Origin of the sequence: Salmonella sp. SAL04162 (assembly GCF_046551535.1) — a bacterium.
In the GTDB taxonomy this organism is placed as follows: Bacteria; Pseudomonadota; Gammaproteobacteria; order Enterobacterales; family Enterobacteriaceae; genus Salmonella; species Salmonella enterica.
The window spans coordinates 33,951-47,103 of the sequence record NZ_JBGDVX010000011.1; the positions used below are offsets into that span (position 1 = coordinate 33,951).

A 13,153-nucleotide genomic window follows, 5' to 3' on the forward strand; every position below is an offset into this window, starting at 1 on the left:
GATGAGGCGTTTATGGCCTCATCCGGCGCGTCACTTCGACTAGGGCAAACCTTTAGTCATTTTTTTGCAGGAACATGACCGCCTTATCCGGGAAGTCAGTGAACAGCCCGTCGACGCCCGCCTTGTTATACAGGATGTCGTACAACTGATTAACGTCTGTGGCATAGTCCGGCAATTGATCGGCACGCACAGTGTAAGGATGCACTACCATCTTATTCTGATGTGCGTCTTGCACCATTCCAGTCAGCTTGATATTCCCTTTCGTTGAGCCTTCCGCGACCAGCATATGGTAATCCGGACCAATACCGTCCGCATATTCCGCCACCTGCTTCATAGCGCCCGGCTTAAACATCCAGTCGTAGTTGTAATTTACCCAACGACCGTCCGGCTGTTTCTGCTGTGTTTCATTCCAGTCGGTATACGCAATAAGCTGAACCAGATTGAGATCCATCCCCATTTTGGGTTCCAGTTCATTCTTAATACGTTTCAGTTCAGCGACATCAAAACACTGCAAATAGACATTGTCCTGCTTGCCGGTGTAACCATACTTCTTCAGCACTTCCAGCGTTTTCGCGGCAATATCTTTCCCTTCCTGATGATGGAACCACGGCGCTTTAATTTCCGGATAAATACCGATATTTTTACCGGTAGAGTGATTTAATCCCTGAACGAATTCAATTTCCTCTTCAAAGGTATGAATGCGGAAATCAGATTTTCCCATCGGGAAACGGCCCGGATAAGTTTGTACTTTTTTGCCGTTTTCAATATCAAACCCTTCGGTAAACTTCAGGGATTTAATTTCATCCAGCGTAAAATCGATAGCGTAATAGCGCCCATCTTTACGCGCCCGGTCCGGAAAACGGTCAGCGACGTCAGTCACCCGGTCAAGGTAGTGGTCATGGAGGACGACCAGATGGTCGTCCTTTGTCATCACTAAATCCTGTTCCAGATAATCTGCCCCTTGCGCATACGCCATCGCTTTCGCTGGTAGCGTATGCTCCGGCAGATAACCGCTGGCGCCACGGTGGGCGATAACGACTTTTTCAGCCGCCACGGCACAGCTTCCGATGGTCATTCCTGCCAACATTAACGCCACGCTAAGATTTTTCAGTGTGGTTTTCATGTTATTAGCCTCCGTTGCGTTTTAACTGCAGCTCATCATGATGGCGTTTTTCACCAATCATCACGACCACCAGCAGGATTACCGCCAGAATGCTGCCGCCAATCATCACCATAAAGCCGCCATCCCAACCGAAGAAGTCAACGGTATAACCCACAATGGCGCTTGCAGCGACAGAACCGCCCAGGTAACCAAACAGACCGGTGAAGCCCGCCGCCGTACCCGCCGCTTTTTTCGGCGCCAGTTCCAGCGCGTGCAGACCGATCAACATTACCGGGCCGTAGATCAGGAAGCCGATGATAATCATACAAGCCATATCAACGTTCGGGTTTCCTGCCGGGTTCATCCAGTAAACGATGGTCGCGATAGTCACCAGGGTCATAAAGAACACGCCCGTCGCACCGCGGTTGCCGCGGAAGACTTTATCCGACATCCAGCCACACAGCAGCGTGCCCGGAATACCCGCGTATTCATACAGGAAGTAGGCCCAGGAGGATTTATCCAGTGCGAAATGCTTCACTTCTTTCAGGTAGGTCGGCGACCAGTCGAGGATACCGTAGCGCAGCAGATAGACAAACACGTTGGCGATAGCGATGTACCACAACAGTTTGTTCGGCAGTACGTACTGCATGAAGATCTGCTTCGCAGTCAGCTCTTCTTCCGCTTTTTCGTTGTAGTCATCCGGATAGTCGTTTTTATACTCTTCGATAGGCGGCAGACCGCAGGATTGCGGCGTATCGCGCATCATTGCGAAAGCGAACAGCGCCACCACAATCGCGCCAAAGGCTGGCATATAGAGCGCCGCTTTCCAGTCGTTAAACCACGCCATCCCCAGCAGGAACAGCAGTGGCGGGATCCCGCCGCCGACGTTATGCGCACAGTTCCAGACCGACACAATGCCGCCGCGCTCTTTCTGCGACCACCAGTGAACCATCGTACGTCCGCACGGCGGCCACCCCATCCCCTGGAACCAGCCGCAAAGGAACAACAGCACAAACATCACGGCGATGCTGGATGTCGCCCACGGTACAAAGCCCATAAACAACATGACTGCTGCGGCCAGAATCAACCCTGCCGGCAGGAAAACGCGCGGATTCGAGCGATCGGACACCGAACCCATTATAAATTTCGAAAAACCATAAGCGATGGAAATCCCGGACAGCGCAAAGCCCAGATCGCCGCGTGAAAAACCCTGTTCTACCAGGTAGGGCATCGCGAGGGCAAAGTTCTTGCGCACCAGATAATACGCGGCATAGCCAAAGAATATCCCCAGGAAAATCTGCCAGCGTAATCGGCGATAGGTCGGATCAATCTCCGCCGCTGGCAAGCGCGCTTTATGCGGCGCTGGTTTAAAAATACTCAACATATTGTAGCCTCCGTGGCCCGTATTTTATTTAGAGGTAAACACCGCAGTTTGTTCAAACAACCCCGCTGCTCCCAGTGTGGCCGCGATGTTAAGTAAAGATACGTCACGTTAATGTGAATTACAGCACATATTGTTACAGTTTTATGACCAATGTTCAGAAAGGCGCACGAAATCACGTTTCATTTTCGAATAGTGAGCGATTATGCGCGAAATCAAACATTTCATATGATTTGTATGGCTAAATGATAAAAAACGAACTGTGAGGAAAAACAATGAAAACTCGCGACTCGCAAGCAAGTGACGTGATTATCATTGGCGGTGGAGCAACAGGCGCAGGGATCGCCCGCGACTGCGCGCTGCGCGGTTTACGTGTCATTCTGGTGGAGCGGCATGATATAGCGACCGGCGCGACCGGGCGTAACCACGGGCTGCTGCACAGCGGCGCTCGTTATGCGGTTACCGACGCGGAATCCGCGCGCGAGTGCATTAGTGAAAACCAGATTTTAAAACGGATCGCCCGCCATTGCGTCGAACCGACGGATGGTCTGTTTATTACGTTGCCGGAAGATGATCTTGCGTTTCAGGCCACCTTTATTCGCGCCTGTGAAGCGGCAGGCATTCGCGCTGAAGCCATCGATCCGCAGCAGGCTCGCATCATCGAACCTTCCGTTAACCCTGCGCTCATCGGTGCGGTAAAAGTGCCGGATGGCACCGTGGACCCTTTCCGCCTTACCGCCGCCAATATGCTGGATGCCAGAGAACATGGCGCAATCGTGTTAACGGCGCATGAAGTGACCGGGCTCATTCGTGAAGGCGCAACGGTCTGCGGCGTCCATGTGCGCAACCATCTCACTGGCGAAACCCAGACGCTTCACGCGCCGGTGGTGGTCAATGCGGCTGGTATCTGGGGGCAACGGATCGCCGAATACGCCGACCTGAGTATTCGCATGTTCCCGGCGAAAGGCTCGCTGTTGATCATGGACCATCGGATCAACCAGCATGTCATTAACCGCTGCCGGAAACCATCGGATGCCGACATTCTGGTACCTGGCGATACGATTTCACTGATCGGCACCACCTCTACCCATATTGATTACAATGAGATAGACAGCAACCGCGTCACCGCAGATGAAGTCGATATCCTGCTGCGTGAAGGGGAAAAACTGGCCCCTGTCATGGCGAAGACGCGTATTCTGCGCGCGTATTCCGGCGTCCGCCCGCTGGTGGCCAGCGATGACGATCCCAGCGGTCGTAACGTCAGCCGCGGTATTGTGTTGTTCGACCACGCCGAACGCGACGGGCTTGATGGCTTCATTACCATTACCGGCGGGAAGCTAATGACTTACCGCCTGATGGCGGAATGGGCGACCGACGCCGTGTGCCGCAAGTTGGGCAATACTCGCCCCTGCATCACGGCGGATACGCCGTTGCCTGGCTCAAAAGAGTCTACGGAACATACGCTGAAACGCATTATCTCGCTTCCCGCGCCGCTACGCGGATCGGCGGTTTATCGGCATGGCGATCGCACGCCGGGGTGGCTGAGCGAAGGCCGCCAACACCGTAGCCTGGTCTGTGAATGCGAGGCCGTCACGGCGGGAGAAGTGCAGTATGCCGTCGAAAACTTAACCGTGAATAGCCTGCTGGATCTCCGTCGTCGCACCCGCGTAGGGATGGGCACTTGCCAGGGCGAGCTGTGCGCCTGCCGCGCGGCCGGGCTATTGCAGCGTTTTAATGTGACGACCGCGGCGCAATCTATTACGCAACTCTCTGAATTTCTGAATGAGCGCTGGAAAGGCGTACAACCTGTCGCCTGGGGAGACGCGCTGCGCGAAAGCGAATTCACGCGCTGGGTTTATCAGGGATTATGCGGTCTGGAGAAGGAGCACCAGGATGAAATTTGATACGGTTATTATGGGCGGCGGTCTCGCCGGTTTGCTGTGCGGACTGCAGCTCCAGCAGCATGGATTACGCTGCGCCATCGTCACCCGCGGACAAAGCGCACTGCATTTTTCCTCCGGCTCGCTGGATCTACTCAGCGCCCTGCCCGACGGCCAACCGGTGACCGACATTACCGCCGGGCTTGATGCGCTGCGCCGCCAGGCACCTGAACATCCTTATTCACGTTTGGGCGCGCAAAAAGTCCTTACGCTGGCGCAACAGGCGCAAACGCTACTTAACGCCAGCGGCGCGCAGTTATACGGCGACGTACAGCAGGCGCACCAGCGTGTCACGCCGCTTGGCACATTGCGTTCAACCTGGCTTAGCTCGCCGGAAGTACCGGTCTGGCCGTTATCCGCACAGCGAATTTGCGTCGTCGGCGTTAGCGGATTACTGGATTTCCAGGCGCACCTTGCGGCAGCGTCGCTGCGTCAACGCGATCTCAACGTGGAAACCGCAGAAATCGACCTTCCGGAACTGGACGTACTGCGTGATAACCCGACGGAATTTCGCGCGGTCAATATTGCGCGTCTGCTTGATAACGAAGAAAAATGGCCACTGCTGTACGACGCGCTGTCGCCAATAGCGACAAACTGCGACATGATCATCATGCCCGCCTGTTTCGGGCTGGCGAACGATACGCTGTGGCGCTGGCTTAACGAACGTCTGCCCTGCGCGCTCACGCTGCTGCCGACGCTGCCGCCATCGGTGCTCGGTATTCGTCTGCACAATCAGCTCCAGCGCCAGTTTGTTCGTCAGGGCGGCATCTGGATGCCGGGCGATGAAGTGAAGAAAGTCACCTGCCGTCGCGGTACCGTGAGCGAAATATGGACCCGCAACCATGCCGATATCCCACTGCGCCCGCGTTTTGCCGTACTTGCCAGCGGTAGCTTCTTTAGTAGCGGTCTGGTTGCCGAGCGCGAAGGGATCCGCGAACCTATTTTAGGGCTCGACGTACAGCAAACGGCCACCCGCGCCGAATGGTATCAACAACATTTCTTCGACCCACAGCCCTGGCAGCAGTTTGGCGTCGTGACGGATGACGCTTTCCGCCCCTCCCTTGCGGGCAATACGGTAGAAAATCTGTATGCAATAGGTTCTGTGCTGGCGGGATTCGATCCTATAGCTGAGGGATGCGGCGGCGGCGTCTGCGCAGTCAGCGCCCTCCAGGCCGCGCACCATATCGCTGAGCGTGCAGGAGAACAGCAATGAGCGACACACGTTTTGAAAGTTGTATTAAATGTACGGTGTGCACCACCGCGTGCCCGGTCAGCCGCGTTAATCCAGGCTACCCTGGCCCTAAACAGGCCGGACCGGATGGCGAACGCCTGCGTCTGAAAGACGGCGCCCTGTATGACGAGGCGCTGAAATATTGCATTAACTGCAAACGGTGTGAGGTCGCCTGTCCGTCGGACGTGAAGATTGGCGATATCATCCAGCGCGCCCGCGCGAAATACGATACGACGCGCCCGTCATTGCGTAACTTTATTCTCAGCCATACCGATCTGATGGGCAGCGTTTCAACGCCGTTCGCGCCGGTGGTCAATACCGCCACCGCATTAAAGCCAGTGCGCCAGTTGCTTGATTACGCGCTCAAAATCGATCATCGCCGCACCTTACCAAAATACTCTTTCGGCACCTTCCGCCGCTGGTATCGTAGCGTGGCGGCGCAGCAGGCTAAATACAAAGATCAGGTCGCCTTTTTCCATGGCTGTTTTGTGAATTACAACCATCCGCAGCTCGGAAAAGATCTGATTAAGGTGCTGAACGCAATGGGTACCGGCGTACAGTTACTGAGTAAAGAGAAGTGTTGCGGCGTACCGCTGATCGCTAACGGTTTTACGGATAAAGCTCGCAAGCAGGCTATCAGCAATGTGGAGTCGCTACGCGAGGCGATTGCCGTCAAAGGTATTCCGGTCATCGCCACGTCATCCACCTGTACGTTTGCGTTGCGCGATGAATATCCTGAAGTGCTGGACGTGGACAACGCCGGGCTGCGCGAACATATCGAGCTGGCCACCCGCTGGCTATGGCGCAAACTGGATGCCGGGAAAACGCTGCCGCTTAATCCTTTGCCGCTGAAAGTGGTCTACCATACGCCGTGTCATATGGAAAAAATGGGCTGGACGCTTTACACGCTTGAACTATTGCGGCAAATTCCGGGGCTTGAATTGACGGTACTTGATTCACAGTGCTGCGGCATTGCCGGTACGTATGGATTTAAAAAGGAAAACTATCCGACATCACAGTCCATCGGCGCGCCGCTGTTCCGCCAGATTGAAGAGAGCGGCGCCGACATTGTCGTCACCGATTGTGAAACCTGTAAGTGGCAAATTGAGATGTCTACAAGCAAACGCTGCGAACACCCCATTACGCTACTCGCCCAGGCGCTCGGCTAAGTAAAAAGCGCCGGAGCCCCTCCGGCGCCATTACCCTACTCACCAGGGCCGATTTTCCATCAGACATATACCCTTCATACTTCAAGTTGCTTATGTGTTGGCTACGGATTATTTTGGGTATAAACGCGGATGTCTCTTTGCAATAACCTGCCCTATTTGGTTAACCATGACCGCTAACCCACGGTGGCATGACAGATAACGACGTTACTGTTTATAGAGCAATATCTCTTGTATCGACGCGTTACCAGCCTCCTTTAAAGAGGGAGATAACTGAATATCTCCGATAATAATTGAGTGCTATGTGAATAATAATAAAATCAGGTCTATGCCTGATTTAATATATCCCCCACTAACAATAATATTTTTACAAATAATTATAAATTACATCATATTCGCTACTTTCACCTACCAGGAAACAGAGCAAAATGAATATATGTGTAAATTCACTTTACCGATTGAGCATACCGCAATTTCACAGCTTATATGCAGAAGAGGTGAGCGATGAGACGCTTGCGTTGTTGTTTAGCGCCGTAGAGAACGGTGATCAGAATTGTATTGATCTGTTATGCAATCTTGCGTTACGCAACGATGACCTGGGACATAGAGTTGAGAAATTTCTTTTTGATCTCTTTAGCGGAAAAAGATCGGGATCACCAGATATAGACAAAAAAATCAATCAGGCTTGCCTTGTATTACATCAAATCGCCAATAACGATATAACAAAAGATAATACTGAGTGGAAAAAGCTACATGCCCCTTCCAGATTACTTTATATGGCTGGTTCCGCGACAACCGACCTTTCTAAAAAAATAGAAATAGCACATAAAATTATGGGCGACCAGTTCGCTCAGACAGATCAAGAACAGGTGGGAGTTGAAAACCTTTGGTGTGGTGCGCGAATGATGTCGTCAGATGAGCTGGCAGCTGCAACGCAAGGTCTGGTTCAAGAATCACCTTTTCTCTCGGTAAACTATCCTATTGGGCTTATTCATCCTACCACCAAAGAAAATATATTACGCACTCAGCTACTTGAAAAGATGGCTCAATCAGGATTATGTGAAAATGAAATCTTTCTGATAAATACAGGAGATCACTGGCTTCTCTGTTTATTTTATAAACTTGCAGAAAAAATAAAATGCCTTATATTTAATACTTATCATGATTTAAATGAAAATACTAAGCAAGAGATTATAGAAGCAGCAACAATTGCAGGCATATCAGAAAAAGAAGATATTGATTTTGTTGAGACTAATTTACAAAATAATGTACCCAACGGCTGCGGTCTATTTTGTTACCATACAATTCAACTCTTATCGAATGCCGGGCAAAACGATCCTGCTACCACACTACGAGAATTTGCGGAAAATTTCTTAACGCTTTCAGTAGAGGAACAAACACTATTTAACACCCAAACCCGGCGACAAATATATGAATACAGTCTCCAGTAATGGTGAGTACTTAGAGCCTATCCCATTAGGCTATTTTATTCGCCATTTTGGGACCGGGCAGTGCTCAAAATCCTCACGTACTACGTGTACGCTCCGGTTTCTGCGCGCTGGCCGGCCCCAAACTGGCTTCAACAATTACGCCTGGTGGGATAGGCTCTTATCCTGAAATGATGCTCTGCGAAGAATTTATAAGTATATAAGGGTGGGAAGGCCAGGCCTTCCCACTAAAAGTTCTATGCCGTCAATGATTCAACCACGTCTATCCAGCCATGCCCGCTGATAATGTCCTCGCCATTAAGCCAGCGGCGCAGCATATTTAGCGCCATCATCGCGCAGACCTCCTGACGTATTGCCAGACTATACCGATTGGCGCTAAAACGCACGCGTAAGGCATACGTGCCATCCGGCGTCGCCAGCGCGAAATTAAGATGTTCGTTTTCCAGCCCCGACACGGCCAGCGCCAGACCGGCATAATGATTGCTGCGCCGTTCTGTCGTCCAGTGCGCCGTTTGCGCCAGCGTCTCTTCCTGAGAGGGAACGACTTCGCTGGCAAGAACCGGCGCCCCGGCGCGGGAAAGCTGTAGCGCCAGTAAGCCGCTGGTGTATTGCTCGCTCAACGTCAGACTCAACTGCCTTTCCTGCAGGCGGCGGGCTATTTGCGCCGGCAGGTTTTCCGTACCTTCAAAAATCAGGTTCTGCCCGGCAACCCGTTTGACCTCTGGCCATAACGCCAGCATCGCCTCCCGTTGCGTCGCCGGGCCGGTCAACTTCAGTTCAATGATAGGCATTGATGAGCGATACCCCATCGTCACGCCGGGCGGCAACGGCAGTGCGTCGAGACGCTGCGCCAGGTCGCTTTCTGAACGTCCAAAAGTCGTTAACCGCAGGCAAAGCGGCGGCTCCGGCAGCGAAAAACGCGCGCGTAACCGCGGTAAGATTTCCTTCTCCACCATAACCTTAAATTCAGACGGTACGCCGGGGGTGAAAAACATCAGGCAGCGGTTGAGCTGTAGCGTAAATCCACAGGCAGTGCCGACCGGATTATTAATAAACTCCGCGCTGGCAGGCAGTTCCGCCTGTTTACGGTTGCTCGGCGCCATCACACGACCGCGCTGCTGAAAATAACGTTCCATTTCGGTCAGCCACGCCTGGTGCAGTACTAATCCTTCGCCTTTTGCCGTTGCCGCGGCGAGCGCGCTTAAATCATCGCTGGTCGGCCCTAACCCGCCATTAACAATCAAAACATCAGCATGTTGACTGCGTTCACGCAAGATAGCGACCAGACTGTCCAGGTTATCGCCTACCGTATTTCGCCGTGATAACGGAACGCCCTGATGAAAGAAAAAATCAGCCAGCCAGGCGGCATTGGTGTCAACGATTTGTCCGTGCAACACCTCATCCCCGGTGGATAGCATTTCCACATTTAGCATTGTGTTCTCCTGCTCTTATGATGAAAACACTATAACGCAAAGACGAATATGACGTGGAAAGAAGAATGACGGGAAAAGGAGGAATATGGCGCGACGATTGCCGCGCCGTTAGCATCAAAAGCTGGCGTTTACACCAACATAAGGGCCGTCAGCAATCGCATTGTCGCGGTTGCCGTCTTTACCCGCCAGGTTCAGGTAACGATAACCGGCTTCAATGCTCAGCGGGCGCATAATGGTGAAACGCGCGCCTGCATTCGCTTCTTCATAACTTTCGATACCGCTGGACAGCGAATCTGGTGAATAATAATACTCGCCGAACAGACGGAAGCTGTCGCCGATTTTCCATTGTAACCCACCGCCGACAGCCGCCGCATAGCCTTCATCACTGTCTTTCGGATTGGTATAAATACCTTTACCGCCGACCGTCGCCAGCAGCGGTCCCACCGGAATGTTCAGCCCCAGACCAACGCCCGCAGCATCGCCATCATCATCGTTGTGCATCCAGTTACCGCTTAGCGCCAGTCCCGTCGATTCCGTACCAAAACCCACGCCAATGTTGGTGTAATCTTCGCCCGCCTGGCCGCTAATACTGATAGCCTGCGCCGATGCAGAAACGAACAGCATTCCGGCAAAACCTAATAATATGCTTTTTTTCATTTTTACCCTTTCCAGCAAGCACATAAAGAAAAACTCCCCAAAACGGCAGAATTGTACTGCCAGACGCTGAGGAATCAATGCACTAAGAAACCATTCCAAAAACATATTGTAACGAAATACTACTTTCGCCATGACGCATCATTGCGCCATCACATGGCGACGCCTGCATCAACAAAATTAACCAAAAACGCAGTCTGCGTTATCGCTTCCATTTTTCACAAAGAATTTCGCAGAATGATTTGTTAAGCTGATGTCCTGGTGGTTTAAGGAAGCGACTTATGCGTCAACGAACTATAGTTTGCCCATTAATTCAAAATGATGGCTGTTATCTGCTGTGCAAAATGGCCGACAACCGCGGCGTCTTTCCCGGTCAGTGGGCGCTGTCGGGCGGTGGGGTCGAGCCAGGCGAACACATTGAAGAGGCACTGCGTCGGGAGGTTCGGGAAGAACTCGGCGAACAACTGATTCTGAGCGATATTACGCCGTGGACCTTCCGCGACGATATCCGTGTTAAAACGTACGCTGATGGCAGACAAGAAGAGATTTATATGATTTATCTCATCTTCGACTGTGTTTCCGCTAATCGCGATATATGTATTAACGACGAATTTCAGGACTACGCCTGGGTCAAGCCAGAAGAACTGGCGCTGTATGATTTGAATGTAGCGACACGCCACACATTAGCATTGAAAGGGTTATTATAATGACGACAGCCGCTTCAGGCTGTCTTTACGCTTTTAACATGCCGGCTAGCCGGGAACAAATTCACCATCTAAAAAGAGTTTTCCGTTTTCCGCATGCATAACGAGCGCATCAAGATAGTCCGGATCAAACTTTACGCCGCGCTTATTTTTTGCAATATACGTCAAACAATGATTATGGGTAAAAATGACTATATTTTTATTCTGCGACTTTTTCAGCAACGTATTGATTGAAGCATAAATACCGCTGCCGCAATCCATCATTTTTTTATCCACCGTAAGCGACCTGCCCGCAGAAAACCAGGTTGCCGACTGGATGGTGCGCACCGTATTACTGGAATAGAGATTGTAATTTTGTATATCGGCACTAAAGGCTTTACCCAGCGCTCTGGCGTCTTGCGCACCGTTGACCGTAATCCCCGTGCTGTCTGACAGGCAGGTATTATCGGAACGATCGCACCGCTCGGCATGGCGGAATAACACGACTACCGGATGCTGTTTCGCCAGCGCCGCCAGCGCTTTACCGTTAATCTGCGGTAGACCGTTACCACTCCAGGCATGTTGTGAGGTCAACCCGGCGATAATAACCAACGCCCCCGCCAGAGTCGCGAGATAGCGTTTGTTTTTAATAAAGCGTAGGGTAAATGCCAGCACATTAACCTCTCAGGCAGACAGTGCAGCTAACTTAATAGCAATACGATTAAAATGAAATTCCGCAACGGAAGACCAGGCCAGAAACATAAAAACAGCTTTTGGGCATGCATAAAATGCCTTAAACTTTCGGCGAAAGCAAAGCATAATTCCGTTAAAAATTATCTTTTTACTTCACCTTAATTTCTTAATGTTAATTTAATATTCATCCAGTAGGGTTCAGTTAAATGCGTTAAAAAATAAGCCCTTTTCTATTCCCGAAATATTTGAAAAGCGGCTTTCAATGGCTGAAGGAAAAATGATGTCGGACTTTTTGCCTTTCTCTCGTCCGGCGATGGGCGCGGAAGAGCTCGCTGCCGTTAAGACCGTACTGGACTCAGGTTGGATAACAACCGGCCCGAAAAATCAGGAACTGGAAGCGGAGTTTTGTCGGCTAACAGGCAATCAATATGCCGTTGCCGTCAGTTCAGCCACTGCCGGTATGCACATCGCGTTGATGGCGCTGGGCATTGGTGAAGGCGACGAGGTCATTACACCGTCAATGACGTGGGTTTCTACGCTAAATATGATCGTTTTACTCGGCGCGAACCCCGTCATGGTCGATGTCGATCGCGATACGCTGATGGTCACGCCTGAACATATTGAAGCCGCGATTACGCCACAAACCAAAGCAATTATCCCCGTCCACTACGCTGGCGCGCCCGCCGATCTGGACGCTATTTACGCTCTTGGCGAGCGTTATGGCATTCCGGTGATTGAAGACGCGGCGCACGCGACAGGAACCAGCTACAAAGGTCGCCACATTGGCGCCCGGGGCACCGCGATTTTCTCCTTCCACGCCATTAAGAACATTACCTGCGCTGAAGGCGGTATCGTCGTCACGGATAACCCGCAATTCGCCGATAAACTGCGCAGTCTCAAGTTTCACGGGCTTGGCGTTGATGCCTGGGATCGACAGAGCGGAGGACGCGCGCCACAAGCGGAAGTCCTGGCGCCGGGCTACAAATATAATTTGCCCGACCTCAACGCCGCTATCGCGCTTGCCCAGTTACAGAAACTGGATACGCTTAACGCTCGCCGCGCCGCCATCGCAGCGCAGTACCACCAGGCAATGGCAGGCCTGCCTTTTCAGCCTCTGAGCCTTCCGTCGTGGGAGCATATTCACGCCTGGCATTTATTCATTATCCGGGTCGATGAAGCCCGCTGCGGTATTACCCGGGATGCTCTGATGGCATCGCTGAAAGCGAAAGGCATCGGCACAGGGCTGCATTTCCGCGCCGCGCATACGCAAAAATATTATCGCGAACGTTTCCCAACGCTCACGCTGCCTGACACCGAGTGGAACAGCGAGCGGATCTGCTCACTGCCGCTCTTCCCGGACATGACCGAGAGTGACTTTGATCGGGTCATTACCGCCCTTCATCAGATAGCAGGACAATAAGC

At 52.0% G+C, this 13,153-nt stretch carries 11 protein-coding genes; 6 read left to right on the plus strand and 5 right to left on the minus strand.

The window, feature by feature from the left end; genetic code table 11:
• Positions 1–52: 52 nt before the first annotated feature.
• On the minus strand, positions 53–1,123 hold the full coding sequence (gene glpQ, locus ACLJRH_RS19490; protein WP_023136795.1) for a glycerophosphodiester phosphodiesterase: 1,071 nt from the start codon (positions 1,121–1,123) through the stop codon (positions 53–55).
• Positions 1,124–1,127: 4 nt separating this feature from the next.
• Positions 1,128–2,486, minus strand: coding sequence for a glycerol-3-phosphate transporter (glpT, locus tag ACLJRH_RS19495; RefSeq protein WP_000948739.1), 1,359 nt, complete (start codon positions 2,484–2,486; stop codon positions 1,128–1,130).
• A 272-nt stretch (positions 2,487–2,758) separates the two neighbouring features.
• On the opposite strand from glpT, the gene glpA reads away from it, so the two are divergent.
• The 4 genes from glpA to sseL all read left to right on the plus strand — a co-directional run bounded on the left by glpA (position 2,759) and on the right by sseL (position 8,271).
• On the plus strand, positions 2,759–4,387 hold the full coding sequence (gene glpA / locus ACLJRH_RS19500; RefSeq protein WP_000857205.1) for an anaerobic glycerol-3-phosphate dehydrogenase subunit A: 1,629 nt from the start codon (positions 2,759–2,761) through the stop codon (positions 4,385–4,387).
• Positions 4,377–5,636, plus strand: coding sequence for a glycerol-3-phosphate dehydrogenase subunit GlpB (gene glpB / locus ACLJRH_RS19505; RefSeq protein ID WP_000667152.1), 1,260 nt, complete (start codon positions 4,377–4,379; stop codon positions 5,634–5,636). The genes glpA and glpB overlap by 11 nt, the downstream gene beginning before the upstream one ends.
• Positions 5,633–6,823, plus strand: a complete 1,191-nt coding sequence (glpC, locus tag ACLJRH_RS19510; RefSeq protein ID WP_001285726.1) for an anaerobic glycerol-3-phosphate dehydrogenase subunit GlpC — start codon at positions 5,633–5,635, stop codon at positions 6,821–6,823. Before glpB ends, glpC begins: the two co-directional genes overlap by 4 nt.
• Before the next feature lie 425 nt (positions 6,824–7,248).
• Positions 7,249–8,271 (plus strand): SPI-2 type III secretion system effector deubiquitinase SseL, encoded by a 1,023-nt coding sequence (gene sseL / locus ACLJRH_RS19515; protein WP_023136796.1) that lies wholly within the window; start codon positions 7,249–7,251, stop codon positions 8,269–8,271.
• Between the two features lie 233 nt (positions 8,272–8,504).
• On the opposite strand, the gene ACLJRH_RS19520 is transcribed toward sseL, so the two are convergent.
• Together ACLJRH_RS19520 and ACLJRH_RS19525 are read right to left on the minus strand one after the other, a co-directional pair.
• Positions 8,505–9,701, minus strand: coding sequence for a nicotinamide mononucleotide deamidase-related protein YfaY (locus tag ACLJRH_RS19520; RefSeq protein ID WP_023136797.1), 1,197 nt, complete (start codon positions 9,699–9,701; stop codon positions 8,505–8,507).
• 114 nt (positions 9,702–9,815) lie between these two features.
• Entirely contained in the window at positions 9,816–10,358 is a 543-nt protein-coding gene (locus tag ACLJRH_RS19525; protein ID WP_001562414.1) for a YfaZ family outer membrane protein, read from the minus strand.
• Positions 10,359–10,636: 278 nt separating this feature from the next.
• Between ACLJRH_RS19525 and nudI the strand changes: the two genes are divergently transcribed.
• Positions 10,637–11,062 carry a nucleoside triphosphatase NudI gene (gene nudI / locus ACLJRH_RS19530; protein ID WP_001249897.1) on the plus strand — a complete coding sequence of 142 codons (426 nt, stop codon included), beginning with the start codon at positions 10,637–10,639 and terminating at the stop codon, positions 11,060–11,062.
• 45 nt (positions 11,063–11,107) lie between these two features.
• Here nudI and pmrG read toward each other — a convergent pair whose 3' ends face one another.
• On the minus strand, positions 11,108–11,713 hold the full coding sequence (gene pmrG / locus ACLJRH_RS19535; protein WP_000879257.1) for a lipopolysaccharide core heptose(II)-phosphate phosphatase PmrG: 606 nt from the start codon (positions 11,711–11,713) through the stop codon (positions 11,108–11,110).
• 298 nt (positions 11,714–12,011) lie between these two features.
• Between pmrG and arnB the strand changes: the two genes are divergently transcribed.
• Entirely contained in the window at positions 12,012–13,151 is a 1,140-nt protein-coding gene (gene arnB, locus ACLJRH_RS19540; protein ID WP_023136798.1) for a UDP-4-amino-4-deoxy-L-arabinose aminotransferase, read from the plus strand.
• Positions 13,152–13,153 lie beyond the last annotated feature (2 nt).

Excerpts from the sequence above, each read along its gene's own strand:
- ACLJRH_RS19525 (WP_001562414.1), bottom strand. The coding sequence starts at position 10,358 with ATGAAAAAAAGCATATTATTAGGTTTTGCCGGAATGCTGTTCGTTTCT.
- glpA (WP_000857205.1), top strand. The coding sequence starts at position 2,759 with ATGAAAACTCGCGACTCGCAAGCAAGTGACGTGATTATCATTGGCGGT.
- glpT (WP_000948739.1), bottom strand. The coding sequence starts at position 2,486 with ATGTTGAGTATTTTTAAACCAGCGCCGCATAAAGCGCGCTTGCCAGCG.
- nudI (WP_001249897.1), top strand. The coding sequence starts at position 10,637 with ATGCGTCAACGAACTATAGTTTGCCCATTAATTCAAAATGATGGCTGT.
- glpQ (WP_023136795.1), bottom strand. The coding sequence starts at position 1,123 with ATGAAAACCACACTGAAAAATCTTAGCGTGGCGTTAATGTTGGCAGGA.
- glpB (WP_000667152.1), top strand. The coding sequence starts at position 4,377 with ATGAAATTTGATACGGTTATTATGGGCGGCGGTCTCGCCGGTTTGCTG.
- sseL (WP_023136796.1), top strand. The coding sequence starts at position 7,249 with ATGAATATATGTGTAAATTCACTTTACCGATTGAGCATACCGCAATTT.
- ACLJRH_RS19520 (WP_023136797.1), bottom strand. The coding sequence starts at position 9,701 with ATGCTAAATGTGGAAATGCTATCCACCGGGGATGAGGTGTTGCACGGA.
- arnB (WP_023136798.1), top strand. The coding sequence starts at position 12,012 with ATGTCGGACTTTTTGCCTTTCTCTCGTCCGGCGATGGGCGCGGAAGAG.
- glpC (WP_001285726.1), top strand. The coding sequence starts at position 5,633 with ATGAGCGACACACGTTTTGAAAGTTGTATTAAATGTACGGTGTGCACC.